This window comes from Microbacterium sp. NPDC058269 (genome assembly GCF_042881445.1).
Taxonomy (GTDB): domain Bacteria; phylum Actinomycetota; class Actinomycetes; order Actinomycetales; family Microbacteriaceae; genus Microbacterium.
The window spans coordinates 1581833-1606673 of record NZ_JBHVXT010000001.1 but is presented as its reverse complement, the minus strand read 5'-3'; the positions used below and the strand labels follow the sequence as shown (position 1 = coordinate 1606673).

Here is a 24841-nt window from a genome sequence, read left to right as displayed (position 1 = left end):
AGAGGTGTGTCCGTGATTCGCGTGGTGCTTGTTGACGACGAGGCGCTGGTGCGCTCGGGATTCCAGCTGATCCTCAGCGCGGCCGATGACATCGAGGTGGTCGACGCCGTCGACGGCATGGAGGCCACCGAGTCCATCCGCCGCCACACGCCCGACGTGGTGCTGCTCGACATCCGGATGCCGGGTCGCAGCGGCCTCGACGTCCTCAAGGACATCCGGGAGATGTCGGATCCTCCGGTGGTGGCCGTTCTCACCACCTTCGACTCCGACGACTACATCGCTCGTGCGCTCCGAGAAGGGGCGAGCGGCTTCCTGGTGAAGGACACCGACCCGGAGCAGCTGCCGACGCTGATCCGCTCGCTCGCCGCCGGCGGGATCGTGCTGTCCCCCCATGTCTCGCGCACCGTGATCGACGGGTATCTCGGCGCCGAGGACCGGGCGTCGTCGGCGCTGATCGACACGCTCACGAACCGCGAGCAGCAGGTGCTGGCACGGCTGGCGAACGGCGACTCCAACAGCGAGATCGGGGCGAGCCTGCACCTCAGCGTGGGGACCGTCAAAGACCACGTCAGCGCCATCCTCAGCAAGCTCGGCGTGTCCAGCCGCCTGCAAGCGGCTCTCATCGCGGAGCGTGGCGGGTTCACCGACGGCGTACCCGGCGCCCCCCGATGACACGTCCACGGTGGCTGACCCCGCCCTTGATCGATGCCCTCCTGATCGCCGCCGCCCTCAGCGACACGCTGTTCTATCTCGACGCCGCCCTCAGCGGCGACACGATGTTCTACATCGATGCGTCCTACATCGATCCCGATCCGCGGATCAGCCTCCTTCTCGGGGTGATCGGCGCACTCGGCCTGACCCTCCGACGACGCTGGCCGTGGTTGTCCCTCGCCCTCGCCCTCCCCACCCTGATCATCCCGTTCATCTCGGTCGCCTGCCTGATCGCGCTCTACTCCGTCGCCGTCGTCGAGCGACGACGCTGGTTGACCCTGGCTGCGGGTGCTGTCGTCTTCGCGGCCGACACCCGCGTCCTGTGGGGAGGGCCCCTCAACGAATCCCTGGTCACGGGGGCGATCTATGCGGTCATGACGGTCGCTGCCCCGATTGCCCTGGGGCTGCTCGTGCGCACCCGCAAGGAACTCACCGCGCGCCTGCACGACCTGGAGCAGGTGCGTGACAGCGAACGACGCCACGCCGAGGAGAAGATCCTTGCCACAGAACGCGCCAGGATCGCTCGCGAGATGCACGACGTCGTCTCCCACCAGGTCAGCCTCCTCGCCGTCCAGGCCGGCGCGCTCCAGATCAGCACGCCCGACCCCGACGTCAAGACCGCGGCACGCACGATGCGCTCCCTCGCCGTCAAGACGCTCGACGAGCTGCGTCAGATGGTCACCCTCCTGCGCGCCGCGGGGGGCCAGCTCGCGCCGCAACCCACTCTCGACGATCTGCCCGACCTCATCCGAGACTCCGGCATCCCCACCGGCACTTCCCTGGATCTCCCCGCGGATGTACCGGCCGGAGTGCAGCGGGCGCTCTACCGCACTGTGCAGGAGGGTCTCACGAACATCCGGAAGCATGCGCCAGGCGCCGAGGCCTCCATCACCGCGGACACTGCAGGCGGCGTCATCCGCCTCACCATCCACAACACCCCCGGCACGACGCCGTCGATGAACCTGCCCTCCGCCGGCCACGGGCTCGTCGGGCTCCGCGAACGTGCCGAACTCCTCGGCGGATCCCTCACCACGCGCCAACACTCCCAGCAGGGGTACACCCTGACGCTGCGGGTCCCCTACGTCTGACGGATGCGCGCATCCGTGCCGAAGACGCGGGCGGCGTTGCGGTAGTACACCTTGTCGATCACGTCGCGCGGCAGTGCCAGGCCGACCACCTCGGCGTCGAGTGCCTTCGCGTGCTGGCTCTGCGCCGTCGCCAGGTACCGCCAATCCGAGGTCCAGATGGCGTGGGCGGCCCGACGGAACCGAATCGGATCGGCCTCCGCGGTGATCGTCAGGTCGGTGCCGTAGAGGATCCGGTCCTGGTGGCGGATGAAGAACGCGCGCATCCGCTCACGATCGGCGATCGACTGGTGCTGCAGATGACTCATGCGGGCGGCCACGTCGACGACGGCGTTCGGAAAGCGGTCCAGGAACGCGGCCACGCGGTCGACATCATGTTCCAGGCTGCCGAGATGTGCACCGACGAACAGGAGATCCGGATGCGTTGCCAGGAACTGATCCCGGGTGGTGATCAGGTCTTCGTAGCTGGGCCGGCCCGGATGCAGGTACATGTGGTGCTGCGGGCGTCTGCGGAAGTACCGGCGATCGTTGTCCGTCGTCATCTGCTCCAGGGGCAGCCAGCAGTTGTGCGGTTCGCCCTGGTGACCGATCAAGGCCAGCCCCAATGCGTGGGCGTGGGCGGCCAGCGGCGACAGTCCGGGGTGGTCCAGCGTGATCAGACGACCATCGGCATCTCTCTCGATCATCCCGATGTTCTTCCAGATCTTCACCCCGCGGGCGCCGGCGGCCTTCGCCTCCGCCAACCCGGCGGTGACACGGTCGACCCAACCCGGCAGCCCGAAGCCGCTCATCGAGAACGTCGTCGTCCAGTGCACCCGCTCCGGGTCGGCCTCGACCATCGCGATCGCTGCCGCGCGCTGGTCGGCGATGTGCGGAAACCCGGGGGAGTCGACGTTGATGACCATCAACTCGAACCCGTCCTCCCTCGCCTGCTCCGAGAGCGCGTGGCCGCTCGTGTTGGCGTGCACGTGCGCGTCGAACTTGCGGACACTCGCGAAGTCGTCCTCGCTGTACAGCTCCTTCGTCGGATCGGTCACGAGGTCGCGGGCTCCTCGATCGCAGACTCGTCGATGACCGGATCCTCGTTCATGGCTGCGCTGCGCTCGAGTCGCCTCTCGCGTCGGCTCTCCATGGCGGTGTAGATGATCGGTACCAGGACCAGCGTGAGCAGGGTCGAGGAGATGAGGCCGCCGATCACCACGATGGCCAGCGGCCGGGAGATGAACGCGCCGCCGCCGGTGAGGCCGAGCGACATGGGCACCAGCGCGAAGATCGTCGCCGTCGCGGTCATCAAGATGGGCCGCAGCCGTAGCCGGGTGCCGTGGGTGACGGCGTCGGCCAGCGGAACACCGTCGGCGCGGAGCCTGTTGATGAGGTCCATGAGCACGATCGCGTTCGTGACCACGATGCCGACGAGCATGAGCAATCCGATCAGTGCCGGCGTGCCCATCGGAGTACCGGTGATCTGGAGGCCGAGGATCGCCCCGGTGGCGGCGAACGGGATCGACACCAGCAGCACCAGAGGTTGACGGAAGTTGCGGAAGGTCCCGATCATGACGATCAGCACGAGCATGATCGCGAGGATCATCGCCAGGCCGAGCTGGGTGAACGCCTCGTCCTTCTGCGCGCTGACCCCGCCGATCTCGAAGGTCACCCCGGCCGGCAGCGTCGTCTCCTCGATCGCGGCCTGCACGGCCGCATTCGCGGCGTCGAGCTTTCCCTTGCGCGGATCGATGGTCAGCGAGACCTTGCGTTCCCCCTCCGCCCGGAAGACCACCGGGGGCACGAGTTCGTTCTCCACGGCGGCGATGTCGCCGACCTTCAGCGGCGTGCCTCTCAGGTTGTCGATCGCGGCCTGTTCCGCCGCGTCCTTCTGCTGCGCGGCGAGCTCCGCGGCCTGGTCGCGCTGCGCCTGCCGCGACTGCGCGATCTGATCGTCCGCCGCGGTCACGCTCGACTCAGCATCGGCGATCGCGCTCTGAAGGGCGGTGAGCTGTTCCTCGCGCTCCCGCTCGGCCTGCGCACGCCCCGCGTCTTCCGGAGTACCCGGGTCCGAGGGCTCCTCGGGCGTCGGACTCGGAACGATCGGCGCGGCCGCGAGCGCGGCGAGCTGCGCGCGCAGCTCCCTGAGGCTGCCGGCGCTCGCCCTCCGTTGCCGTTCGGCATCGGCGACCTGCTTCGCCTGCTCCGCCTCTGTGCGCTGTCTGGCGGCTGCCGCCTCCGCATCGGCCTTCTGCTGGCGCGCATCCCTCGCGGCCTTCTGCGCTGCCTCGGTCTGCTGGGGTGTGACCGGCAGGAGGATCTCGCCGATCTGGGCCGCCGTACGCTCGGTCCCCGGGGTGCGCAGCAGGATCGACCGCTCCGCGCCCTCGAACATCAGGCGCCCGATCTCCGTGCCTTCCAGGGCTTCTTTGACCACACCGGCCACCATCGCGCGATCGATGCCCACCGTCGCAGCACGCGCCTCGTCGAGCTTCACCCGCACGACGCTCTGCTCGCCGGACAGTTCGCTGCGCACGGACTTCACGCTCTCGGCGGTCGACAGCGTGGCGACCAGCATCGCGCTCGCCTCACGCAAGGCAGCCGGGTCGTTGCCCTGGATGCGCAGATCGATCGCACTGTTCTTGCCCCCGCCCGAGGAGAACGAGTCCTTGGACGAGACCTGGAACGACGCGCTGTTCTCCCTCTTGTCCAGCTGCGCCCGCACGCGATCACCGACCGCTTCGGAATCGGCACCGCGGTCGAGCATCAGTGTGTAGGAGATGAGCTGGGGCTGGGATGGGTCCGGGGCCCCGACAGGGATGGACACGGAGACATCGGCGACCCCCTCGACTTTGCCGAGCATCTTCTCCACGGGCTCGACGGACGCGATCACCTCGGCGGTACTGGGCGCGGAGACGGGCGCGGGGGCCTGCCCTTCCGGGGCGGCTCCGGTGGTCGGATCCTCCGCCGGCGGCGCCGCGGCGGTCTCCGGGAACTGGTCGATCTGCAGCGTCTCGTTCCCGGCGGAGTCGAGGAACTCCGTCGGAATCTGGGTGGCGAGGCCCACGGTGACGCCCAGGAGAACGACGGAAGCGGTCACGGTGAGCACCCGGCGTCGCCAGAGCACCTGCAGACGGGGCATGAACACGCGCTGCAGCCGGTCCTCCGGAGCATTGATCTCGTCCGCGTCGCGATGACTGCGGGCCACGTCGGATGCCGCCGGACCCATGGCGTGCACGCCGATCGACGAACGGCTCGATCTCCTGTTCAGGAACCAGTAGGCCAGCACGGGAACGATCGTGAGGGCGACGAGCAGCGATGCCAGCAGAGCGATCGACACGGTGACCGCGAACGGACGGTACAGCTGCCCGGTCGGCCCGCTGACGAACACGATCGGCAGGAACACCGCCACCGTGGTCAGGGTCGAGGCGGTGATCGCCCCGGCGACCTGACGCACCGAGCCGATGATCCCCGGGACACTGACGCCGTCGACCTGGGCGTGCCTATTGATGTTCTCGATCACGACGATCGAGTCGTCGACGACGCGACCGACCGCGATCGTCAGGGCCCCGAGGGTCAGCATGTTCAGGGTGTTGCCCGTGGAGTACAGCCCGATGAGACTGATGAGCAGCGAGAGCGGGATGGACACCGCGGCGATCACCGTCGACCTCCACGAGGCCAGGAAAGCGAGCACGACCAGGATCGCGAACAGCAGCCCGAGCCCTCCCTCGACCGTCAGGTCATGGATGGACTGCTCGATGATGGGCGCCTGGTCGAACAGGGTGGTGAACTCGGCCTTGAGCTCAGGTGCCAGCCTCGTCAGCTCGGCGGTGACGGCGTGCGAGACCTGCACGACGTTCGCTCCGGGCGCGATGGTCACCGTCATCGTGAGCGACGGCTTTCCGTTCACCCGTGACAGGCTTCCGACCGGGATCTTCTCCGCCTTCACATCCGCGAAATCCCGGAGCGGCACCGTGCCGGACGCGATCGGAACGGGAAGGTTCTGCACATCTTCCAGGGTGGCGACGGTGGTGCCGACCGTGATCGACGTCGGACCGGTCTCCGAGGGGGCCTGCCCTGCGGGGTGCACGATGCTCTTGGCTTCGAGGGCCGTTTTGATCTGCGTCGGGTCGACCTTCAGACGCTCGACATCGGCCGGACGCAGGTCGACGACGATGCGCTGCTCCTGCTGCCCCGCGACATCGACCTTCTGCACCCCGGGGATCGACTTGAGCGCCGGTGCCACCTTCTGCGTGAGACCGGCCGCGAGTGCGAACTCGTCACCGGCAGACCCCGCACTGATCTGCATCGACGGTGCCGCATCGTCGCTGCCGGAGTAGATGTCCAGCTGCGCCGACGCCGGCAGCGACGACTTGACGCCGTCCGCCGCCGCGCGTATCGCGCGCTGCGTCTCCTCGCTGTCGAGCTCGAACGGCCACTCGACGAACACGTTCGCAGACCCCGTCGATGTCACGGACGACACCGAGGTCACACCCGGCACCGCGCGCAGCGCGGCTTCCAGCGGCTCGGTCGCCGTCCGCGACATCTCCTCCGGTGCCACGCCGTCGACGCCCACAGAGACGAACGCCGCCGGCATGGTCGCAGGCGGCATCATCTCCTGCTTCAGCGCACCGGCGACGAAGACCCCCAGCACGGCGATCGCCAAGGTCGCCAATCCGACCAGCAGACGATTCGCCAGACTCAATCGCGTCAGAAACACCCGTACACCCCTTGCAGCACGCTGCTACCCCAGCTTCAGGAGGCGCCGGACAGCGCCACCCGATCCAGCCTGCGAGCTCACGCTCGGGCGTGTAACCCGTCACCTGTCCGCACCTCCCCGCCATCCGTCCGGAGTGCGTAATCCTCGCGTCGCATTCCGGCGGCAGGCGACTCTCAGCAGACAGGGGTATGCTGACCCGTTGGGTCGTTCGGCCCCTAGAGTCCCGAAAGGCGGTGATGGCGATGTCCGGTGATAGTTACGACGCCGCCTTCGCTGCGTCGCGACTCCCTGCGCTTGCTCGTTGACCTTCCGGTCCGCTTTCGCACGTCCTTCTCCGCAGCCGTCGGCGGCGTCATCCGCCCCCTGACGAATCCGCGCACGGAGCTTCCTGCTGCCGTGCACCTGCGAGAACGGAGCCGCATCATGGCGCTCATCGACAACGGCGTGTACGTCCACGGACGTCGCGTGGAGACCCCCAAGAACCTGGACGAGACCTACCGGATGCTGGATGCCGCCGGTGGCATCGCCTGGATCGGTCTGTACCGACCCAGCCCCGAGGAAGTGGCGTCCGTCGCTCGCGAGTTCGACCTGCATCCGCTCGCCGTCGAGGATGCGCTCTCCGGCCACCAGCGCTCGAAGGTGGAGCGCTACGGAGACACCCTGTTCGCCGTGCTGCGCCCTGCGCGCTACCGCGACGAGCAGGAGTCGATCGAGTTCGGCGAGCTGCACCTGTTCGTCGGGCCCGACTTCGTCGTGACCATCCGGCACGCCGAGTCGCCCAACCTCGCCGCCGTGCGCGCCCGCATGGAGGCGAACCCCGCACTGCTCGCGATGGGCCCCGAGGCCGTGCTCTACGCGATCCTCGATGAGGTCGTCGACGGGTATGAGCCGATCGTGGCCGGTCTCCTCAACGACATCGACGAGATCGAGGACCAGCTCTTCGGCGACGGCGACGACGACAGCGCGCTCTCCCGCCGCATCTACGAGCTCTCCCGCGAGGTCATCAACTTCCAGCGCGCCGTGCACCCGTTGAACGGGATGCTGGAGTGGCTGCGTCGGGGGTCGGAGAAGTACCGCATCGACGAGGAGCTGCAGCGGTCCCTGCGCGATGTGCTCGACCACACGATCCGCGTCAACGAGAAGATCGACTCGTTCCGGGCGATCCTCGAGAACGCGCTGACCGTGCACTCCGCGCTGGTCGCCCGCCGACAGACCGAGGCCGGACTCGCGCAGAACGACGAGATCAAGAAGATCTCCTCCTGGGCCGCGATCATCTTCGCCCCCACGCTGGTCGGCACGGTGTACGGCATGAACTTCGATGTGATGCCCGAGCTGCACTGGGCCTTCGGCTACCCGATGGCGATCGGTGCGATGGTGGCCTTCGCGGTCGGCCTGTTCGGGGTGTTCAAGTACAAGAAATGGTTGTGAGCGAGCGGATGCCGCGGCCCTGAGCCGCGGCATCCGTGCGCGTCACCCGAGCGGTTCACCGGTGCTGGCGAATCGCGGGTCGTTCCGTCTGGCGAAACTTCGCGCGCTCTGCGCCGACAGGGCGAGCAGCACGAGGATGTCGAGGGCCACGCTCGCGAGCGAGGTACGGAACGTGACGGGGATGCCCGCGTTCCACCAGTCGAGGAAGACGACGATGATGCTGAGCGAGGCGAAGCTCATCGCCACGATGCGAGCCCAGTTCGACCCCGAGAACACGAGGCCGGCGAGCGCGCCGTAGAACAGGTACCAGACGCCCAGCGCGCTGAAGCCGATGGTGAGGAACACGTCGGCCACGTCCGCAGGGACGATCAGTCCCCCGTCTCCGGAGGAGAAGAGATCCTCGCGGATCGCCGTCCAGTTCCGCACGTAGATGAGGATCGAGATGAACCCCCACACCACGCGGAGCGACATCAGCACGGCCCCGAGCCCCGTGGCCAGAGGACGCTTCACGAGAGCCCCCGCACTTCCGTGACCGGCGCCTGATCGACCGGCGGATCCGCGACGTGACGGAGGTCGATGACCGGGAGGTCGCCGTCGGTGTGGATGCTGTCGCCCCCGCCGTTTCGCGAGTGGTACCCCGTGGAGAAGTCGCGGATGATGACGATGCGCACCCCGCTGTGCGCATCCCGGAGCGTGCGGACGATGTGGTCGCGTTCGATGTCGATGTCCGCATCGATCTTGTGCGTGACCTGCAGGGTGAACAGCGAGAATCCGACGGCACGGTCGAACGTGCCGGCGGCCACCCAGTCCACGCGATGCCCACCGGGCAGCATCCACCCCTCGGGGCAGCGCCAGAATCTGACGTGGTGCCGCTTGGCGGGGTTCCCCTCGACCTCCTGCTGATAGGCGAGATCCTGCCGACGGCCGAACAGGAAGAGCGGGCTGACGGGAGCCTCGTCATAGCTGCGTCGCAGGAGGGTCGACAGCACGATGCGCCACGTCGACGCCGCGGTGATGTCATCGGCCCGCGTCCACCCGGCATCGGCCATGCACCGCGTGAGCTGCTCCTCCGTGCCGAGGACCGCGAGATTCACCGGGTCGCCGAGCAGACCGTCGCTCGTGCGTGCGCGCCCGATGAAGTAGCTGGGCACGTAGATGCGGGTGAGGATGGAGTGCAGTCTCGGCAGCACGAGGTAGGCGAGGATCAGCCAGAACGCGACCGCGAACCCGATGGCCCACCAGCCCCACGAGAACGCCTCCGTGATGATGAGATAGGCGAGCCAGATCGCGGCGAGACCGGCGAACACGAAGAACGCGTCGTCCAGGGCCGCGTTGACGGAGAACCGTCGGCGCTGGACCAGAGGATCCCGCCTCTTGACTGGTTCCGCCATGTCCACATCCTAGGAACTGCGGGCACCCGTGAGAAGGTGCTGATCAGGCACCGCGCGCTCCTCAGCGCGGCTGAGGCTCCGTCCGCGCCAGGGCATCGGCGGCGCGCACGAGCGCGAGGTGCGAGAACGCCTGCGGAGTGTTGCCGAGCTGCCGCCCCGCCACGGGGTCGTACTCCTCCGACAGCATCCCCACGTCGTTCGCGAGCCCGCACAGCCTCTCCATCAGGGCATGCGCATCCGCACGCCGACCGGTCAGGGCATACTGCTCGACCAGCCAGAACGAGCACGCGAGGAACGCCCCCTCGGAGCCGGAGAGCCCGTCGACCCCCGTTCCGGTGCGATACCGGCGCACGAGCCCGTCCGACAGCAACGTCTGCTCGATGCGGTCGACGGTCGCCAGCATCCGCGGGTCGTCCGGACGGCAGTACCCCACCTGCGGGAGGAGCAGCAGCGAGGCATCGACCTCGGTCGTCTCGTAGTGCTGCACGAAGTGTCCGTCGACGACGCCGTCGCGATCGATCTCCTCGCGCATCCGATCGCGCAGCCCGCGCCAGCGCTCGACGGGCCCCTCGAGCCCGTACTCCTCCACTGCGAGCACCGCCCGATCGAACGCCGCCCACATCATCACCCGAGAGTGCGTGAAGTACCGGGGCTCGCCGCGGATCTCCCACAGCCCCTGATCGGGGCGCTCGATCTGCTCGGAGGCGAAACGCAGCAGCTCCCGCTCCAGCGGCCACGAGAACCCCGACTCGTTGAGCCCCGCCGCCCGAGCGGCCGACAGCGTCACCAGCACCTCACCGACCACGTCCGCCTGATACTGATCCGCCGCGCCGTTGCCGATGCGTACCGGTGTCGATCCCTCGTACCCGGGAAGATTCGACAGCACCCGCTCCGGAAGATCTCGCTCTCCCGCGGGACCGTACATGATCTGGAGGTCGGCCGGGTCTCCGGCCACGGCCCGCAGCAGCCATTCCCGCCACTGCCCTGCCACGCCGAGGAAGCCGTGGGCGAGCAGCGCCTCGAGGGTGAGGGCGGCATCGCGCAGCCACACGTAGCGGTAGTCCCAGTTGCGCACGCCCCCGATCTCCTCGGGCAGCGCCATGGTCGCCGCGGCCGCGATGCCGCCCGTCTCGTGGTTCGTCAGTGCACGCAGGATCAGCAGCGACCGCACCACCTCGTCACGGTGCGGACCGTCGTGCGCGATCTGGTCGGCCCAGTCCTGCCACCAGGCCTTCGTATCATCGAGCTCCGCCTGCACATCGAGCGTCTTCGGGAGGTCGAGGTGCGAGGGGAACCACGTCAGCTGCAGATCCCGCACCTCACCGGCGCTCACGGTCACCTCGCCCCGGTGCTGATGATCGATCGGCCTCAGCGGAGCACCCCGCAACGCGACGGCATCCGGCCCGCCCATCGCGACCAGGCACGGCTCCCCCGCTGATCCGACCTGACGCACCCACGGCATGACCCTGGCGTAGTCGAAGCGGATGCTCAGCAGCTGCTCGAAGCTCATCGATCCCTGCACCCCGACGATCCGGCGGATCAGGTCGGTGCGGCGGATCGCCGTGTCGGGGTCGAGTCCGATCGGCATGAAGTCATGCACCTCGGCGACCGCGCTCCCGCTCTCCCAGCGGGTCACGAGCACGAAGGTCTCCTGGTCGTAGTGTCGGCTGCTCACCGCATCCGGGTCGGTCGGCCGCAGCAGCCACCGCCCGTGGGACTCGTCGCCGAGCACGGCGGCGAACGTCGACGCCGAGTCGAGCCGCGGCAGGCACAGCCAGTCGATGCTGCCGGTCGACGAGACGAGCGCCGCCGTGCGGCAGTTGCTCAGCAGCGCGTACTCCTCGATGCGGGTGCCCGCTTCATCCCCCACGCGTCCCCCTCTTCCCGTGTGACCACGTTAGACGCATCCGCACCTGAGGGACCGCGTCCGGTCACTGCTCCACACGGATGATCGGGAACGAAGGCTCGTCCCCGCTGTGAGCGATGATCAGCAGCTGCGTCTTCTGCGCGGCGTCGAGCGTGAGGTGCCAGCGAAGCCCGTGTTCGGTGCGCTCGATCGTGCCGATGGCGGGGGTGGGCGTCTCGAACCTGTCATAGCTGGAGAGGTCGATGTCCACGACGCCGGTGCCCGTCGTCGCCCCGGCGTTCGTGAGATCCAGGATGACGAGGGTGTCGTCCGTCATCCCCGGTCGAAGAGCGATCTGCGCGGAGTAGGTGATCGCGGGCTTGGTGTGCACCGAGAACCGTATCGCGTCCGTCGCTTTCGAGGTGACGTCCCCGACGATGGTGCGTGCGGTCACCTCGTAGTCGCCCGCCGCGAGCGGGGCCACGACGCTCCAGCGTCCGTCGGCGGAGACGCGCACGAAGCGGAAGAAGGCGGTGAGCTCCCCGTCGGTGACGTGAAGACGCACGAACGAGCCGGGAACACCCGTGCCCGTGATGCTCGTGCTCGTCGCGTAGACGGTCTTTCCCGGATGAGGAGCCACGACGATCGGAGCTACGGCCGACTCTCTGATGGTGATCGGAGCCATCGCCGACCCGGCATCGAGGGTGCTCTCGCCGACGACAGCGTCGTCAGGAATCGGGAAGACGGTTGCGAAACGGCCGCTGGCGTCGGCGACGACCCGCTCGATGGTGTCGCCGATGCGGAGCTCCACGACGGTGTCGGGAGCGTATCCGCTGCCGCTGACCCGGAACGGCTGACCGGTGAACGCGATCCGCGAGTAGACGCCCACTGCGGCAGGCGAGCCCGACGACCGCGCGTCGATGAGGCCGGCGCCGACCATCTCCTCGCCGACCCCGGGCAGCGGATCGGCCGCACGGGTGATCCGCTGGGTGAGCTCGTCGGGGGTGAGGCCCGGGTCTTCGGAGAGGAGTGCGGCGGCGAGACCGGCGACATGCGGACTGGCCATGGATGTTCCGGGGAGAGCGGCGTAGATCGAACCGTCGTCCTGGCGCGGAACGGCCGACCACACGACACCTGGTGCGGTGACGGTGACTTTGCCCGCACCGAAGTTGGAGAATCCGGCACGGACCAGGGACCCCGTGGCCTCGTCCTGGTCGGCCCCGGCGACGGAGACGACGTCGGGGAGGCCGGCGGGAGCCTGCACGCACCCGGCGTTCACCGGCCGGAGCTGAGCGACACCATCGTCAGGGCTCATCACGTCGGTGGTCATGGTGGCGAGGTCCTGCGCCTCGTTGCCGACGGCTGCGACGCTGAGCACCCCCTGCTCGTGGGAGTAGGCGTAGGCGCGACGGAGCGACTCGAGCGCAGCCGACTGGGTCTCGGCGTCAGCGCACCAGAGATACCACGGGTCGACGAAGTAGCTGTGGTTCACGATGGGGATCTCGTGCTCGACCGCCCACATGGTGGCGCAGATGCTCGCCTCCGGATAGATGTGTCCGGTCTGGTTGTCGACCTTTATCGATGCGACACGCGCCCCCGGAGCCATCCCTCGGATACCGGACCCGTCGGCGGCGCCCGCGACGCTTCCGGCGACGTGGGTGCCGTGCAGACCTCCCGGGTTGGCCGACGGCCGCCAGGCCTCCGGTCTGGTATCCGGCACCCCGTCGACTCCGCATCCCACCGAGAGCGCGGGATCGATCCGGTCGGCGAGATCGGGGTGCCCCGCGTCGATGCCGCTGTCGGCGATGCCGACGACGACGCCCTCGCCCGTGCGGGCCGTCGCACCGATGGCGACCGTGTTCCAGGCGGTGCCTTCGGCAGGCATCGAGGCCGGTTCCTCCGTGACCCCGGCGGCGGAGGCGGCTGGGGCGGCCAGTCGGTCGGGGGCGGTCGACGTACGCGTCGGGCCCACCGACTCCACTCCGTCGACCTCCAGGAGGCGGGCACGGAAACCGTCGTCGGGTGCACGGGCGACCGTGACTCCGATCTCGGGGTAGGAGATGAGCGTCTTTCCTCCGGCGTCCGCGATCGCCGCTGCGATCGCCTCGGTAGTGGGAGCCCCTGGCGCGGAGTTCACGACCCAGTTCAGAGCGGCCTCGTCATCGATGGGCGCTGTCGCTCCCGTCGCTGCGGGGACCACCGCCAGCACCCCGGTCAGTCCGATCGAGGCGCCGAGGGTGAGCACCGCTCCGGTGCGGCGGATGGTCGTACGACTGATCAACTCAGTCCTCCCTTTCTGCGACAGGTCGAATACCTGCCCCGCAGAAAGGAGTGCGATCACCCCGTTCGGTTACGCGAGACGCGAAGGCCGCGCGCTCAGTTCTCGTCGGGACCGCTGATGTGGTCGAGCAGTTCGTCGAGCGTCTCGACGTCGATCGTCTCGGAGCCGTCGAGCTCTCGCACCTCGACGCCGTCGACATCGAGCTCCTCGTCCAGCTGCACCAGGATCCGCGAATCGGGGAACTGCTTCGGCGCGAGGAAGGCGAGCAGCACGGCATCGGCGAACACCACGACCGACGTGGCCTCGAGGTCATCGCGCAGGTCGATCTGCTCGACCACCGGCTCGTCGTCCACGGCATCGTCGATGTCGGTGGCCACCTCGTCGATCACCGCGCGCCAGCGCGACTCCCCCACGGCGAGGATGCGGGAGACCGCCGCGATCAGCGCATCGTGATCGACGTCGTCGCCGTGTTCATCCAGCTCCGGATCGACGTTGACGTTGACCACGGTGCCCGCCGCATCGATGCTCGCCCGTCCGTAGACGAGGCCGTTCTCGGCGATCGGATCTTCGAGCAGCCCGCTCTCGACGATGCGGGCCAGGAGGGTGTCGAGCGCAGGCGAAGTCATTCCTCCAGTCTTTCGCATCGATCACGGTCATGGGCGGTCATCGTCCACGAAGGAGGGGAGCGAGGAGCACCGCCACAGCCGCGACACCCGCAGCCACGATCAGCACCCCGGCCGCCCCGGCCTGCCCATAGGCCATGCCCGCGACCACGGGCCCGACGAATGCCCCGAGGTTCAACGCCGCTGTGGCGTAGGCGCCACCGAGCACCGGGGCCCCCGACGCCTGCCCGACGATGCGACCGATCAGCGCAGAGCCGACCGCGAACGACAGCATGCCGCCGACACCTGCGCCGACGAAGACCCCCGGAACCGAGTCGACGAACAGGGCGAAGCCGATCCAGCACGCGGTCGTCGCCGCGGCACCGACCCCGATCCAGATGCGCTCGACGCCGGCCGCCCACCGACCGGTCGCGGACACTCCGAGGAAGGCTCCCACGCCGAAGACCGCGAGCAGAAGAGGGATCCCGGCGTCGTCGACCCCCGCATCCGCACCGATGACGGCGAGGAAGGTGAAGACGCCGAAAGTCGCGGCGTTCACGAGCACGGCGAGCACCACGACGACCAGTACCGGCCGCCGCCGCAGTTCGGCGAGTTCGCCGCGAACGGCGACCCGTGGCGAGCGCGGAACAGCGATGAGGGTGCGATCACGCAGCAGGGCCACCACAGCCGGCACGCACAGCAGCACGACGGCCCAGAACGTCGAGCGCCAGCCGTAGGCGTTCGCCAGCGCCGCTCCGGCGGGGACTCCGACGATCGTCGCCAGAGTCGTCCCAGCGAGCAGGACGGCGACCGCACGAGTGGTCTGCGCCGGAGCGACGATGACCCGCACGGTCGCCAACGCGATCGCGAGGAATCCCGCGTTCGCGAGCGCGGCGACCACCCGGCTCAGCAGCAGCAACCAGAACGATGACACGAGGGCGCCGACCACATGCGCGGCGACGAAGACGAGCAGAAGCAGAACGAGAGTGCGCCGCGGGGCCCAGCGGCTGGCGCACACGGCCATCGTCGGGGCGCCGATCACCATGCCGATCGCGAATGCGGAGGTCAGCAGCGCCGCCGTGGACGGGTCGACGTCGAGATCGGCGGAGAGGGGAAGGAGAAGGCCGGCGAGCATGAACTCGCTGGTGCCCTGGGCGAAGATCGCCAGGGCCAGGACGGGGATGAGGAAGGGCATGGAGAATCCAGACACGAAGACGCCGCTCGAATCGCGCGGGGCGATGAACAGCAGGTGAGAAGGGTCGACACAGGGATGCGGGGAGCGCACGACGTGCACTCGACCCGCGATCTACGGTCTGTCGGACTCAGGACTCACGGTTCCCAACCTAGCCGATGCCGGAGGGGCCGCCCCCGTGGACGGCCCCTCCGGTCATTGCCGTTCCTCTCTCAGCGTGCGCTGCCGTAGTAGGAGACACCCGGGACCGCGAAACCGTCTCCGTTGCCGTTCCAGACACCGGTGAAGGTCATCACGACGGTCTCCCCCGAGGCCAGCGGACCCTTCCAGTCGATGGTGCTGCCGTTGACGGTCGCCGTGCCGCTGGTGGTGGTGAGACTCGCCTGGTTCCACGACGAGTCGTCCAAGACACCGGCGAGGTCGTAGGCGATCTCACTGTTGGCCGAGTCGACGTTGCCGTTGTTCGCGAACTCCATGCGGTACGTCACCGTCTGGCCCGGCTGCGGGTCTGTCGGGCTGTAGTTGAACGTGTACTGGAAGAACTCGCGTTTGACGGTGTCGGTGTCGGTGTCGCACGCCTTCGGCGCGTTCGACCCCGCGACGCACGCCTGGTTGGCCAGCGGACCGGGAGGGGCCGACTGATTGACCTTCGCGTTGACCTTCAGCGTGACCGACTGCCCGGGGGCGAGGGTGCCCACGGTGGCGGTCACCGCGCGACCGGACGCCGTGACCGTGGTCCCTGCGGGGCCGCTGCCCGAGACGAAGTCGAGACCTGCGGGGAGCGGGTCGTTCACGACGACGCCCAGCGCCTCGCCGTCGCCGGTGTTCGTGACGACGATGTCGTACGACAGCGCCTGGCCGAGCGTGACCTCGCCCTGCTTGTCGTCCTTGTCGATCGTCAGAACGGGCTTCGTGGGCGGCTTGGGCTTGTCCACGTCGATGTCGATGCTGTGCAGATCGCTGGGAACCTTGGTCCACACCGGGACGACCCCGTAGAGCGCGCCCTTGGAGCGCATCGTGACCTGGAACTCGACCTTCGAGACCGTGCCGTTGATCTGCACGGTGCCGTTCTTCGCACCGAGGTCGGTGGAGGTGATCGTGGTCCCGGTCACGTCGAGGTTTCCCCCGACCGAGCTCATGGTGACCCCCGGTGTCTTCAGCGTGTACTTCGCGGAGCTGCGGACGATGCCGCCGATCGCGTAGGTGTCGCCGCCGAGGTTGCTGAGTGTGATCTTGGGGTTCGTCACCTGCTGGCCGAAGTCGACGACCACGGTGCCGCGCACGCATTCGGTCCCGTTCTTGCACGGGAAACCCTCGTTGATGCCGATGATGTTCAGGCCCAGCTCACCGCCGTTGCGGACGGTGGCGAGGTCGACGGCGTTGCCGGAGCTCTTGATCTGGACCTTGTCGGTGGTAGTGATGGTGGCCGTGACGCCGGCTGCGGAAGCGGTGCGGGTGTCGCCCGTGCCGGTCCAGCCGTTGATGTCGGCGGCGGTGGCCGCGGGTGCAGCCGCGAGGGCACCGGCTGCGAGGGCGATGAGCGCCCCCGCAGCCAGTGCACCCCGGAACAGGGATGGCTTCTTCACGTGTGTCTTCTTTCTCTCTCGGAGACGGATCGATCAGCGAGCGTTCGACGGGCGGCGACGCAGCACGATCGCCCCGGCAGCGCCCGCCGCGAGCACGCCGGCGCCGACGAGCCCGATGGTCGGATCGATCAGCGGCACGGCGGGACGCTCGGCGAACTCGTGACCGTAGGTGTAGGTGTAGCGGGGGTCGTCGGCGAACACGCCGCCCGTGTAGAGCACCTGAGCGCTGTTGGTGATCTTCGGCCCCCAGTAGTCCTTCTCGACCTGGAAGGACGCCATCGGCTGCACGATGCGGGTGCCCCCGTCGTGCGCGACGTTGAAGGTCCACACCACGTTGCTGCCGACGAGCTTTCCGCCCTCGGTCGCCGAGACGAAGCTCGTGTGGGCCGGAACCGGGAGCACCACCTTGTAGACACCGTCGATCTGCTCGTCGTTGACCAGCTGGACGACGGCCCCCTCGCTGATCTGCGACTCCGGGGTCACCCCCTGAGCAGCCGTCTGGGTGGCTCGGCCGAGGTAGCCGCGGACCTGCACCGGACCATCGGGAAGATCTTCCGTCTGCGCCGGTGCAGGACGGGTGGGAGCGGAAGCGGTCGTCGCGCTGTCGGGAGCCACGGGCTGCTCGGCGGCCATGGCCGCCTGGCCTCCCAGGACCACCCCTCCTGCGAGCAGCAGACCGATTCCTGTGGTGCATGCGGACGTGAGGATCTTGTTCATCCTGAGCCCCTTTCATCATTCGGTGACGGCGAGCAGGGATGCTGCGCCGCCAACTAGACGGGGAAACGGGTGTTCGGTTACGCCCGGCTGCTACGACGTGCGCTGCGCTGCCTCCGGAACAGGTGCAGGTCGGCGATCACGACCACGAACACCAGGTACGCCGCGCTGAATCCCACGATGCTCAGCACCGAGCCGAACAGGCGGTGCGTGAGCTCGTAGCCCACCTCGAATCCGAGCGCTGTGGACCCGAGCGCGATCACCCCGAGCCGCAGCTGGTTGGTGACGAAGATCAGCGCCGTCGAGAAGAGCAGCGCCTTGCCGACCTGGGCCCAGCTGACCCGCGTCGTGGCGAGGATGACCCCGCCCAGCGCCAGGACCGGAGCGGTGAGGAACGCGATGGTGCATTCGATCGTCACCATGAAGGCGATGGTCCTTCCCGGCTCCACTTCGAGGATGAAGTAGTTCAGGTAGTGACGCACACCGCCGGGGACGAACGGTGCGAGCCAGGAGCTGGCGACTCCTGCCTCGAGGATGCGGAACCGTTCTTCGAAGAGCACGAGCAGCACGGCCCCGATGACCAGCACGATCCCGACGCCGAACCGGGCACCGGTCTGGGCGGGTCCGAAGCGGGCGCCGCGCGGGGCGTGCTGGTCGGGCGTCGTCGTTCGGGAGAGGGCGAGCGTCGGCATCAGGCGTCCTTCGCGATCGGTCCTGCCACGTTGATCTCACCGTTGCGGCGAGTCTTCGCCCACCCGTTCCTGCCCCGCAGGATGCGGTAGATCGCTCGGGCTCCCGTCAGGTACACGTAGTAGTCGTAGAGCCACATTCCGAAGCCCCAGAGCACCCCGGTCCAGAAGCCGGCCTCGGGCTCGCTGTAGCGACGGTAGAGCGGGCCCCAGATGAAGAAGGGGCCGATTCCGAACAGCAGATAGAAGACGGCGAGGAGAATGACCGAGCTCAGGGGCAGGACGACTGCCCCGGAGAAGAGGCCGATCGCGGCCCCGATCACCAGGAGCACGGCCGCGAGGCTGGCGACGACCTGGAACAGCGGAAGCATCAGGTAGTAGCAGACCTCGAGCACCCCGGCGTTGGTGAGCATCGGCGACCGGGCGATCTCCGGGATGTACCGGATGCATTGCATGTTCCCCTGCGCCCAACGGGTGCGCTGGACCGTGAACCGCCGAAAATCGTGCAGCGCCTCCTGGGCGACGTACGTGTCGTGCAGATGGCGGTTCTTGTGCCCCGCGAGGAGAACATGGATCCCCAGTTCGTAGTCCTCCAGGAGGGATCCGTGCCAGGGGCGGTCTGACCGCTCGGCGATGTCGTCCAGGACGGAGAGTCGTGTGAACTGGCCGTTGCCGCCGAGACCGACCGTCTGTGTCCAGCCACGGAGCGACTGGACCGCCGCGATCGGACCGCGGAACTCGAGGTCCTGCATCCGGATGAGGAAACGCCCGAACGTGTTCCGGGCCCACCCCGCTCCCTCGACGGGATGCCGGTCATCCCGGTTCTTCATGAACACCGTGACCTGCGCCGCCCCCACCTCCGGGTCGCCGAACGCGTGGGGGGAGGCCGCCTGACGCAGGATGTTCTCGGCCACCTCGCCATCGGCATCGACCACGCAGACGACCACGCGGGAGCGGTCGGTGGCGACCGGGAGGAACTCGTTCAGCTCGAAGTACGCCGCGTTGAGCGCGTCTCCCTTGCCGGTTCGGGCCTCAGGGCGTCGTCTCTGGACGAGATGCACGTACGGATCCTCGTCGGCGGCGGCCTGCACGATCGCGGCGGTCCGATCGTCGCTGTCGTCGTCGATCACCCAGACGTGCGCCTCCGGGACGGTGGTACGGAGCATCCGGATCGTGCGCCCGATCACGACCTCCTCATCTCGACAGGGAACGAACATGTGCCACTCGAACGCGTCGACGGGGCCTTCCGGGTCCGGTGTGCGGCGCAGGTAGGGAACGACGATCATGAAGACGTACACCAGGAACGTCAGCGTCACGAGGAACGAGATGGCGTTAGCGGCAGCGATCATGGCGACCTCGAGGCGCGGGAGCAGCGTGGCGCAGCAGCCGTCGTCGCCACGTGAGGAATGCGCCGCCTCCCAGGGCGACCGCGCCGACGACCACCCAGACGATCATCGAGTCGGGACCGGTCATCGCGAGTGTCCCGACGACGGCGACCGGGGCGGAGACCTCGTTGCTGTACATCAGGACTCCTCGGCGGCGCGACGGACGACGGCGGCGTGGATGACGGCGGAGTGGATGTGCTCGGCGATGCGCTCGGTGGCCTGGCCGTCACCGAACGGCGACGGCAGTGATGCCAACCCGAGGAGGGTGTTCTCCACGTCGTCGAGCAGCGCAGCCGCCTCTGCCGCGAGAGCCTGCGGTGTCACCAGTTTCGTGAAGGAGCCCAGCGCCTCCGGACGCTCGGTCGAGTCCCGGACGACGAGCACCGGACGCCCGAGGACCGTGGCCTCCTCCTGGATGCCTCCGGAGTCGGAGACCAGGACGGCGGCGTGTGCGGCGAGAGCGAGGAACCGTTCGTACGGGAGCGGCTCCTCGGCGATCAGGGCGTCGAGGAGGTGCTCCGCGTCGAGGTCGGCCAGCATCGCGCGCGTCCGCGGATGCACGGGGAAGATGACCGGCCACCCCGATGACGCGATGTCGTTGAACGCGTGCAACGTCGCGAGCAGGTTCGCAGGGGAATCGACGTTCTCCTGGCGGTGCAGGGTCGCCAGCACGTATCGGTCGGGGTACACCCCGAGGCGGACGAGCTCGTCGACATCGAATGCGGCCGCGGCCCGCTGCCGGTGCACGGCTTCGACCACGGGGTTGCCCGTGACGAGGATGCGCTCGTCGGCGATCCCCTCGGCCAGGAGGTTCGACCTGTTCGCCTCGGTCGCGGCGAACAGGTCGTCGGAGATGTGATCGACCATCACCCGGTTGTGCTCCTCCGGCATCCGACGATCGTTGGCGCGCAGCCCTGCTTCGACATGCCCCAGACGCACGCCGGCGGCGTTCGCGGCGAGGGCGGCGGCGAACGTCGCGTTCGTGTCGCCCTGGACCACGACGTACGTCGGTTCGACCTGGGTGATCGCCTCGGCGATCTGCTCGGCGCCCCGCCCGATCTGCGCCGCCCGCGGCAACCCTCCGACATGGAGCTGACGGTGGACGCGTTCGATGCCGCACGATTGGAGGAAGACCGCCGACATCCCGCGGTCGTAATGCTGACCGGTGTGGACGACGTATGCGGCGTCGCCGAGCCGACGGATCAGCGGGGCGAGTTTGACGATCTCGGGCCGAGTGCCGAACACGATCATCACCGACGATTTCGGCAGTTCGGTGGCCGGGGAGGGTATGGAGAGCTTCATTGTGGTACCTCGATCAGCCCCCGGGGCGATCGCCCCGTGGCCGACATGATGAGTGGTCAGTGGGTGGACTTGCGGCGAGCGCCGCTGACGAAGAGGAACGCTCCGCCGGCGAGGAGGGCGACCGCCGGGATCGCGAGGGCGAAGGTCCCTCCGGTCTGAGCCAGCCCCGCGGGAGCAGGCGTGACGGTGGTCACCGCGCACGACCAGCTCGCGTCATCCCGGCAGGGGTGGGCCGCGGTGAGCGGAGGCAGAGCTGGCAGGTCGGACAGGTCCTCCGGGAACGCGATCCCCGCCTGCACGGCAGCACTGCGCAGGGCATCGATCATGGTCTTGTCGTAGGCGACTGTCGCGCGGTTCACGATCGTCGTGGTCGCGTCTGCGGGGATCCCGGCTCGCATCGTCATGGTGACCGTCTGCCCGGGAAGGATCTCCTCGACCATCCAGCCGACGCGGTCCTTGACGGCGACGCCGCCCGCGGATGCGGCGACGAATCTCGCCCGATCCGGCAGGTCGTCGACGACGGGGATCTGCACCGCGGTGCCCGGGCCGGTGTTCTTGACGGCGATGGTGTAGTCGAGGATCGCTCCGGCCTGAGCCGTCGACTGCTTCACGGTCTTGCTGATCTCCAGCGAGGCGAGCGCGGGGACGACCGTCAGCGCGCACGCCTGCTGCGGCTCGTCCGGGCACGGGGTGAGCGCGGTCGGTACCGGCGTGCCGGTCGGCGCATCGGTCGGATTCTGAGCCGTGACCCGGTTCAGCAGCTGTGCTTCGTCGAGACCACCGGGGGTCGTTCCAGTCACGTGCAGCTCCACCGAACCGCCGGCGGGAACCTCGGGGATGTTCCAGCGGACGGCGCCGTCGGCGACGACTCCGTCAGAATCCGCGGACACCTGGGTCAGAGCGGCAGGAAGAACGTCGACGACCGGCACCCCGACGGCCGCCGTCGTGCCGGAATTGGCGACGACCACGGTGTAGGTGAGCACCTCGCCGTGACCGGCGACCTGCTTGTCGACGGTCTTCGCCACCGACAGAGCGGGAAGCGCGGTGACGACGGTGGTGGCGCAGGCGGCAGCCCGGTCGTCGGCGCACGGGGTCGCGTAGGTCGGTGTCGGCGTCTGGGTGGGCGCATCAGCGGGGTTCTTCGCGACGACGCGGTTCACGAGCGTCGTGCTCGGCAGGGAGCGGTCGACGGTACCGCGCACGTGCAGCTGACGCTGGCCGCCTGCGGGGATGTCGGCGATGGTCCACGACACGGTGGAGGACTCGACCTCTCCTCCGCCGTCGGCGGTGACATCGGTCAATCCGGCAGGCAGGGTGTCGGTGACGGGCACCTGGCGGGCATCGGCCTCACCCGTGTTCCTGACGGTGATGGTGTAATCGAGCTCGTCGCCGGGCACGGCCGCTGCCTTGTCCACGGTCTTCGAGACCGACAGCCCGGGAAGCGTCGGCTCGGGAGTCGTCGCCGCGGTCACCCCGAACGCGTAGCCCTCACGACCGGCCGTCTGGCTGGGACTCAGAGAGAAGCGGGCGACGTCGAACACGATCTCGGTGATCCCGGTTCCCGGAACCGTGAAGCTCCCGCAACCGCCGGGTCGGTTCGGCGCGGAGCAGTTGATCCCGATGTCGCCGCGGCGGTAGCCGTCACCGCCGTCCACGAAGGTCGCCCCGGCGGATACGTTCGCGGCGGTGGCGCCGCCGTCGGCCGAGACGAAGCGGATGCCGTCCGCCACCGCCCACCCGCCGGAGGAACCGGTGCCGGCACCGAACTCGGCGATGTGGATGGCGGGGTCGTCGACCGGACGATCGAAGCGGATCGTGATCCGGCCCTCTCCGCATCGGTCCGCGGTGCCGCAGTTCTGCGCGGACATCACGGTCAGCACAGGGAGATCCTTGGCGGAGACGCCGTCGGCGTACATGGCGTCGGTCCCACTCCAGTCGCTGAGGGACTGCCCGCTCGCGGTGAAGGTGCGCCCGCCGTCGCCGGAGATGGTCGCGGTCGCGACCGTGCCGTCAGCGAGAGTGAACGTGCCGGTCTTGGCATCCGTGATGGTGGCGGCCCCTGCTGCCGAGGCGGGGGCCGCGCTCACCGCGACCGCCCCCATGGCGAGCAGGATTCCGAGCATGAGCGAGCCCGATCTTTTCCACATGTCGAAAGTGATTCCTCTCAAAGTTCCTGGTCGTCCGTGGGCACCGCGAGAGTGCCGCACGCGTACTGGACGGAGAATCTCCCCGGGCATTACGCGTGGGGCGCACATCAATCCACGACGACCACCTCCGCCGCCGTACTGCCCGAGATTCCGGCGATGTTGGACTGCGCGAACGCGAAGCTGATCGCCGTGCCCGAGGGCACCGGAGAGGAACTGACGTCGATGGCGGCCTGCCACGTCTGGTCGGCGGCGCACGTACCGGTGGCGATCGTCACGCCGTAGGCGGAGACGCTGAGATCGGCTCCCGCCTCGCATCTCACCGAGGCGTAGATCCACTGCGTCCGGGACACCTGCGAGGGAATGGAGAGGATCACCGGCGCGGCAGGGACCCCGACCGGAGGAGCAGCGGCGGGCGGAGCGGGTTTCTGCGGCGCCTCCGGCACGGGAGCGACCTCCGGAGCCGGGGTGGCTGCGGTGGGGGCGGGCGCGGGTTCCGTCGAGGAGGCGGGGTCGGGGGGCGCGGTCGGCGGGGCCGCCGGATCGGGAGTCGGCAGCCCCGCTTCCGATTGCGAGGCGGACGCCGTGGAGACCAGGACATCGTTGCTCACGAAGGAGCTGACCATGCCCAGTCCGAGAGCCGCGGTCGTGACGAGGGTCATGCCCACGAGGCCCGCCTTCGCCGTGGCGAGGGAGGCGAAGGGCACGGTGACCGAGACCGGCATCGGGGCAGCCGTCGCGGACGCGCCGACGGAGGTGAGCGATTCCCACACCTGAGCGCCCCCACCGAGCGCGATCCCGGCGGGGAAGAGGACCGAGAGCATCCTCGAGCTCGCCTGACGCGCCTCGTCGGCTCTCGCGCGACAGTCCCCACACTGCTCGAGGTGTGCGCGGACTCGCTCGTCGTCACGGACCGTGAGGCGCCGACGGGCATGGGCGCCGATCTTGCCCAGTGTCCACCGGCACTCCTTCGATGCCGGAGCCCGGTCGGTCAGATGCGCGGCGATCCATGCCTGGCGGAGCCCCTCCCTGGCTCGGAAGGCGAGCACCGCCGCGGCGCGCTCCGTGATGTCGAGACGCTTTCCGATCTCCTGCATCGAGAGGTTCTCGACCTCTCCGAACCAGAGGACCTCCTGCCAGCGCTCCGGCAAGGCGAGGATCGCCTTCGAGACGAGGGAGGCATCGAAATCGGCATCTGCGGCGGCATCGGTCGAGGCGGGGTCCTCGACCGTCTCGATGTGTTCGATGGGGATCTCCCGGCGGGCGCGCCCCCAACTGATCGCCAGGTTCCTCATCGTGGCGAAGAGGTACGGCTTGAACGCGCTCTTCGGCCCCTTTCCGGCCTGGAGCGCCTGGTAGATGCGCGTGAACGACTCGGCGACGAGGTCGTCCGAATCGGCAGACCACCAATAGGTGCGGGCGACGGCTCTGGCGATCTGCGCATAGCGCCGCCAGAGCTCCGCATAGGCGCGCTGATCTCCGGTTCTCGCGCGGGCGAGGAGGTCGGCGTCCCCGTCTCGGCCGACGTCTGTGTAGCGATGGCTCATATCGTCCCTTTCCCCCAAGGGCATTGCCAGGACGTGCGGAGAGCAGTCGTCCTGTGTGCTTCGCACCGGATGGAATCCGTCGGCCGCGTCGGCTCGCGAACCCACCCCGGGCGGTCGTCCTACTGACGTGATGCGTGCGAACGCCTCCCCCCGACGGGACTCGCCCCTGCGGCGCGCGCGAGGCGCGGCGCCCGCGATGTCCGGGCTCGCGATGTCCGGGTTCGGGCGGGTGGTGG

The 24841-nt window shown here is 68.7% G+C and carries 19 protein-coding genes; 3 read left to right on the top strand and 16 right to left on the bottom strand.

Going from position 1 to position 24841, the window contains the following annotated elements; genetic code table 11:
• The first annotated feature begins 6 nt into the window (after window positions 1-6).
• Complete coding sequence (locus ACFVWL_RS07875; RefSeq protein ID WP_387180688.1) at window positions 7-672, top strand: response regulator; 666 nt, start codon at window positions 7-9, stop codon at window positions 670-672.
• A complete protein-coding gene (locus ACFVWL_RS07870) occupies window positions 669-1799 on the top strand; it encodes a sensor histidine kinase (protein WP_387180685.1) in 1131 nt (376 codons plus the stop codon). The genes ACFVWL_RS07875 and ACFVWL_RS07870 overlap by 4 nt, the downstream gene beginning before the upstream one ends.
• On the opposite strand, the gene ACFVWL_RS07865 is transcribed toward ACFVWL_RS07870, so the two are convergent.
• On the bottom strand, window positions 1790-2833 hold the full coding sequence (locus ACFVWL_RS07865; RefSeq protein WP_387180682.1) for an amidohydrolase family protein: 1044 nt from the start codon (window positions 2831-2833) through the stop codon (window positions 1790-1792). The two genes, ACFVWL_RS07870 and ACFVWL_RS07865, sit on opposite strands and share 10 nt — an antisense overlap.
• A complete protein-coding gene (locus tag ACFVWL_RS07860) occupies window positions 2830-6498 on the bottom strand; it encodes an efflux RND transporter permease subunit (protein ID WP_387180679.1) in 3669 nt (1222 codons plus the stop codon). The genes ACFVWL_RS07865 and ACFVWL_RS07860 overlap by 4 nt, the downstream gene beginning before the upstream one ends.
• 423 nt (window positions 6499-6921) lie before the next feature.
• On the opposite strand from ACFVWL_RS07860, the gene ACFVWL_RS07855 reads away from it, so the two are divergent.
• The gene (locus ACFVWL_RS07855; protein WP_387180676.1) at window positions 6922-7926 is read left to right on the top strand and encodes a magnesium and cobalt transport protein CorA; all 1005 of its coding nucleotides are present in this window, start codon (window positions 6922-6924) and stop codon (window positions 7924-7926) included.
• Between the two features lie 42 nt (window positions 7927-7968).
• Here ACFVWL_RS07855 and ACFVWL_RS07850 read toward each other — a convergent pair whose 3' ends face one another.
• From ACFVWL_RS07850 to ACFVWL_RS07785, 14 genes are all read right to left on the bottom strand, one after another.
• A complete protein-coding gene (locus tag ACFVWL_RS07850; RefSeq protein ID WP_387180673.1) occupies window positions 7969-8436 on the bottom strand; it encodes a hypothetical protein in 468 nt (155 codons plus the stop codon).
• Window positions 8433-9317, bottom strand: a complete 885-nt coding sequence (locus ACFVWL_RS07845; RefSeq protein WP_387180670.1) for an LssY C-terminal domain-containing protein — start codon at window positions 9315-9317, stop codon at window positions 8433-8435. The genes ACFVWL_RS07850 and ACFVWL_RS07845 overlap by 4 nt, the downstream gene beginning before the upstream one ends.
• A 61-nt stretch (window positions 9318-9378) precedes the next feature.
• Window positions 9379-11187: a glycoside hydrolase family 15 protein gene (locus ACFVWL_RS07840; protein ID WP_387180667.1), complete on the bottom strand. Its 1809-nt coding sequence runs from the start codon at window positions 11185-11187 to the stop codon at window positions 9379-9381.
• A gap of 61 nt (window positions 11188-11248) precedes the next feature.
• The gene (locus tag ACFVWL_RS07835) at window positions 11249-13444 is read right to left on the bottom strand and encodes a S8 family serine peptidase (protein WP_387180664.1); all 2196 of its coding nucleotides are present in this window, start codon (window positions 13442-13444) and stop codon (window positions 11249-11251) included.
• A gap of 95 nt (window positions 13445-13539) precedes the next feature.
• The gene (locus ACFVWL_RS07830) at window positions 13540-14070 is read right to left on the bottom strand and encodes a cytochrome C5 (protein WP_387180661.1); all 531 of its coding nucleotides are present in this window, start codon (window positions 14068-14070) and stop codon (window positions 13540-13542) included.
• A gap of 37 nt (window positions 14071-14107) precedes the next feature.
• A complete protein-coding gene (locus ACFVWL_RS07825) occupies window positions 14108-15241 on the bottom strand; it encodes an MFS transporter (protein WP_387180658.1) in 1134 nt (377 codons plus the stop codon).
• A gap of 209 nt (window positions 15242-15450) precedes the next feature.
• A complete protein-coding gene (locus ACFVWL_RS07820) occupies window positions 15451-16824 on the bottom strand; it encodes a DUF11 domain-containing protein (RefSeq protein ID WP_387180655.1) in 1374 nt (457 codons plus the stop codon).
• A gap of 33 nt (window positions 16825-16857) precedes the next feature.
• Window positions 16858-17541, bottom strand: a complete 684-nt coding sequence (locus ACFVWL_RS07815) for a hypothetical protein (RefSeq protein WP_387180652.1) — start codon at window positions 17539-17541, stop codon at window positions 16858-16860.
• Window positions 17542-17618: 77 nt separating this feature from the next.
• On the bottom strand, window positions 17619-18230 hold the full coding sequence (locus ACFVWL_RS07810) for a hypothetical protein (RefSeq protein WP_387180649.1): 612 nt from the start codon (window positions 18228-18230) through the stop codon (window positions 17619-17621).
• Window positions 18230-19576 (bottom strand): glycosyltransferase, encoded by a 1347-nt coding sequence (locus ACFVWL_RS07805; RefSeq protein WP_387180645.1) that lies wholly within the window; start codon window positions 19574-19576, stop codon window positions 18230-18232. Before ACFVWL_RS07805 ends, ACFVWL_RS07810 begins: the two co-directional genes overlap by 1 nt.
• A complete protein-coding gene (locus ACFVWL_RS07800) occupies window positions 19560-19751 on the bottom strand; it encodes an LPXTG cell wall anchor domain-containing protein (protein WP_387180642.1) in 192 nt (63 codons plus the stop codon). The genes ACFVWL_RS07805 and ACFVWL_RS07800 overlap by 17 nt, the downstream gene beginning before the upstream one ends.
• The gene (gene wecB, locus ACFVWL_RS07795; protein WP_387180640.1) at window positions 19751-20914 is read right to left on the bottom strand and encodes a non-hydrolyzing UDP-N-acetylglucosamine 2-epimerase; all 1164 of its coding nucleotides are present in this window, start codon (window positions 20912-20914) and stop codon (window positions 19751-19753) included. The genes ACFVWL_RS07800 and wecB overlap by 1 nt, the downstream gene beginning before the upstream one ends.
• Before the next feature lie 56 nt (window positions 20915-20970).
• Window positions 20971-23061, bottom strand: coding sequence for a DUF11 domain-containing protein (locus ACFVWL_RS07790; protein ID WP_387180638.1), 2091 nt, complete (start codon window positions 23059-23061; stop codon window positions 20971-20973).
• Window positions 23062-23168: 107 nt separating this feature from the next.
• Window positions 23169-24605: a sigma-70 family RNA polymerase sigma factor gene (locus ACFVWL_RS07785; protein WP_387180635.1), complete on the bottom strand. Its 1437-nt coding sequence runs from the start codon at window positions 24603-24605 to the stop codon at window positions 23169-23171.
• Window positions 24606-24841 lie beyond the last annotated feature (236 nt).

Bases quoted from the DNA above. Each gene is read 5' to 3' on its own strand.
- ACFVWL_RS07870 (WP_387180685.1), top strand. From the start codon at position 669: ATGACACGTCCACGGTGGCTGACCCCGCCCTTGATCGATGCCCTCCTG.
- ACFVWL_RS07855 (WP_387180676.1), top strand. From the start codon at position 6,922: ATGGCGCTCATCGACAACGGCGTGTACGTCCACGGACGTCGCGTGGAG.
- ACFVWL_RS07845 (WP_387180670.1), bottom strand. From the start codon at position 9,317: ATGGCGGAACCAGTCAAGAGGCGGGATCCTCTGGTCCAGCGCCGACGG.
- ACFVWL_RS07830 (WP_387180661.1), bottom strand. From the start codon at position 14,070: ATGACTTCGCCTGCGCTCGACACCCTCCTGGCCCGCATCGTCGAGAGC.
- ACFVWL_RS07825 (WP_387180658.1), bottom strand. From the start codon at position 15,241: ATGCCCTTCCTCATCCCCGTCCTGGCCCTGGCGATCTTCGCCCAGGGC.
- ACFVWL_RS07815 (WP_387180652.1), bottom strand. From the start codon at position 17,541: ATGAACAAGATCCTCACGTCCGCATGCACCACAGGAATCGGTCTGCTG.
- ACFVWL_RS07810 (WP_387180649.1), bottom strand. From the start codon at position 18,230: ATGCCGACGCTCGCCCTCTCCCGAACGACGACGCCCGACCAGCACGCC.
- ACFVWL_RS07805 (WP_387180645.1), bottom strand. From the start codon at position 19,576: ATGATCGCTGCCGCTAACGCCATCTCGTTCCTCGTGACGCTGACGTTC.
- ACFVWL_RS07800 (WP_387180642.1), bottom strand. From the start codon at position 19,751: ATGTACAGCAACGAGGTCTCCGCCCCGGTCGCCGTCGTCGGGACACTC.
- wecB (WP_387180640.1), bottom strand. From the start codon at position 20,914: ATGAAGCTCTCCATACCCTCCCCGGCCACCGAACTGCCGAAATCGTCG.
- ACFVWL_RS07790 (WP_387180638.1), bottom strand. From the start codon at position 23,061: ATGTGGAAAAGATCGGGCTCGCTCATGCTCGGAATCCTGCTCGCCATG.
- ACFVWL_RS07785 (WP_387180635.1), bottom strand. From the start codon at position 24,605: ATGAGCCATCGCTACACAGACGTCGGCCGAGACGGGGACGCCGACCTC.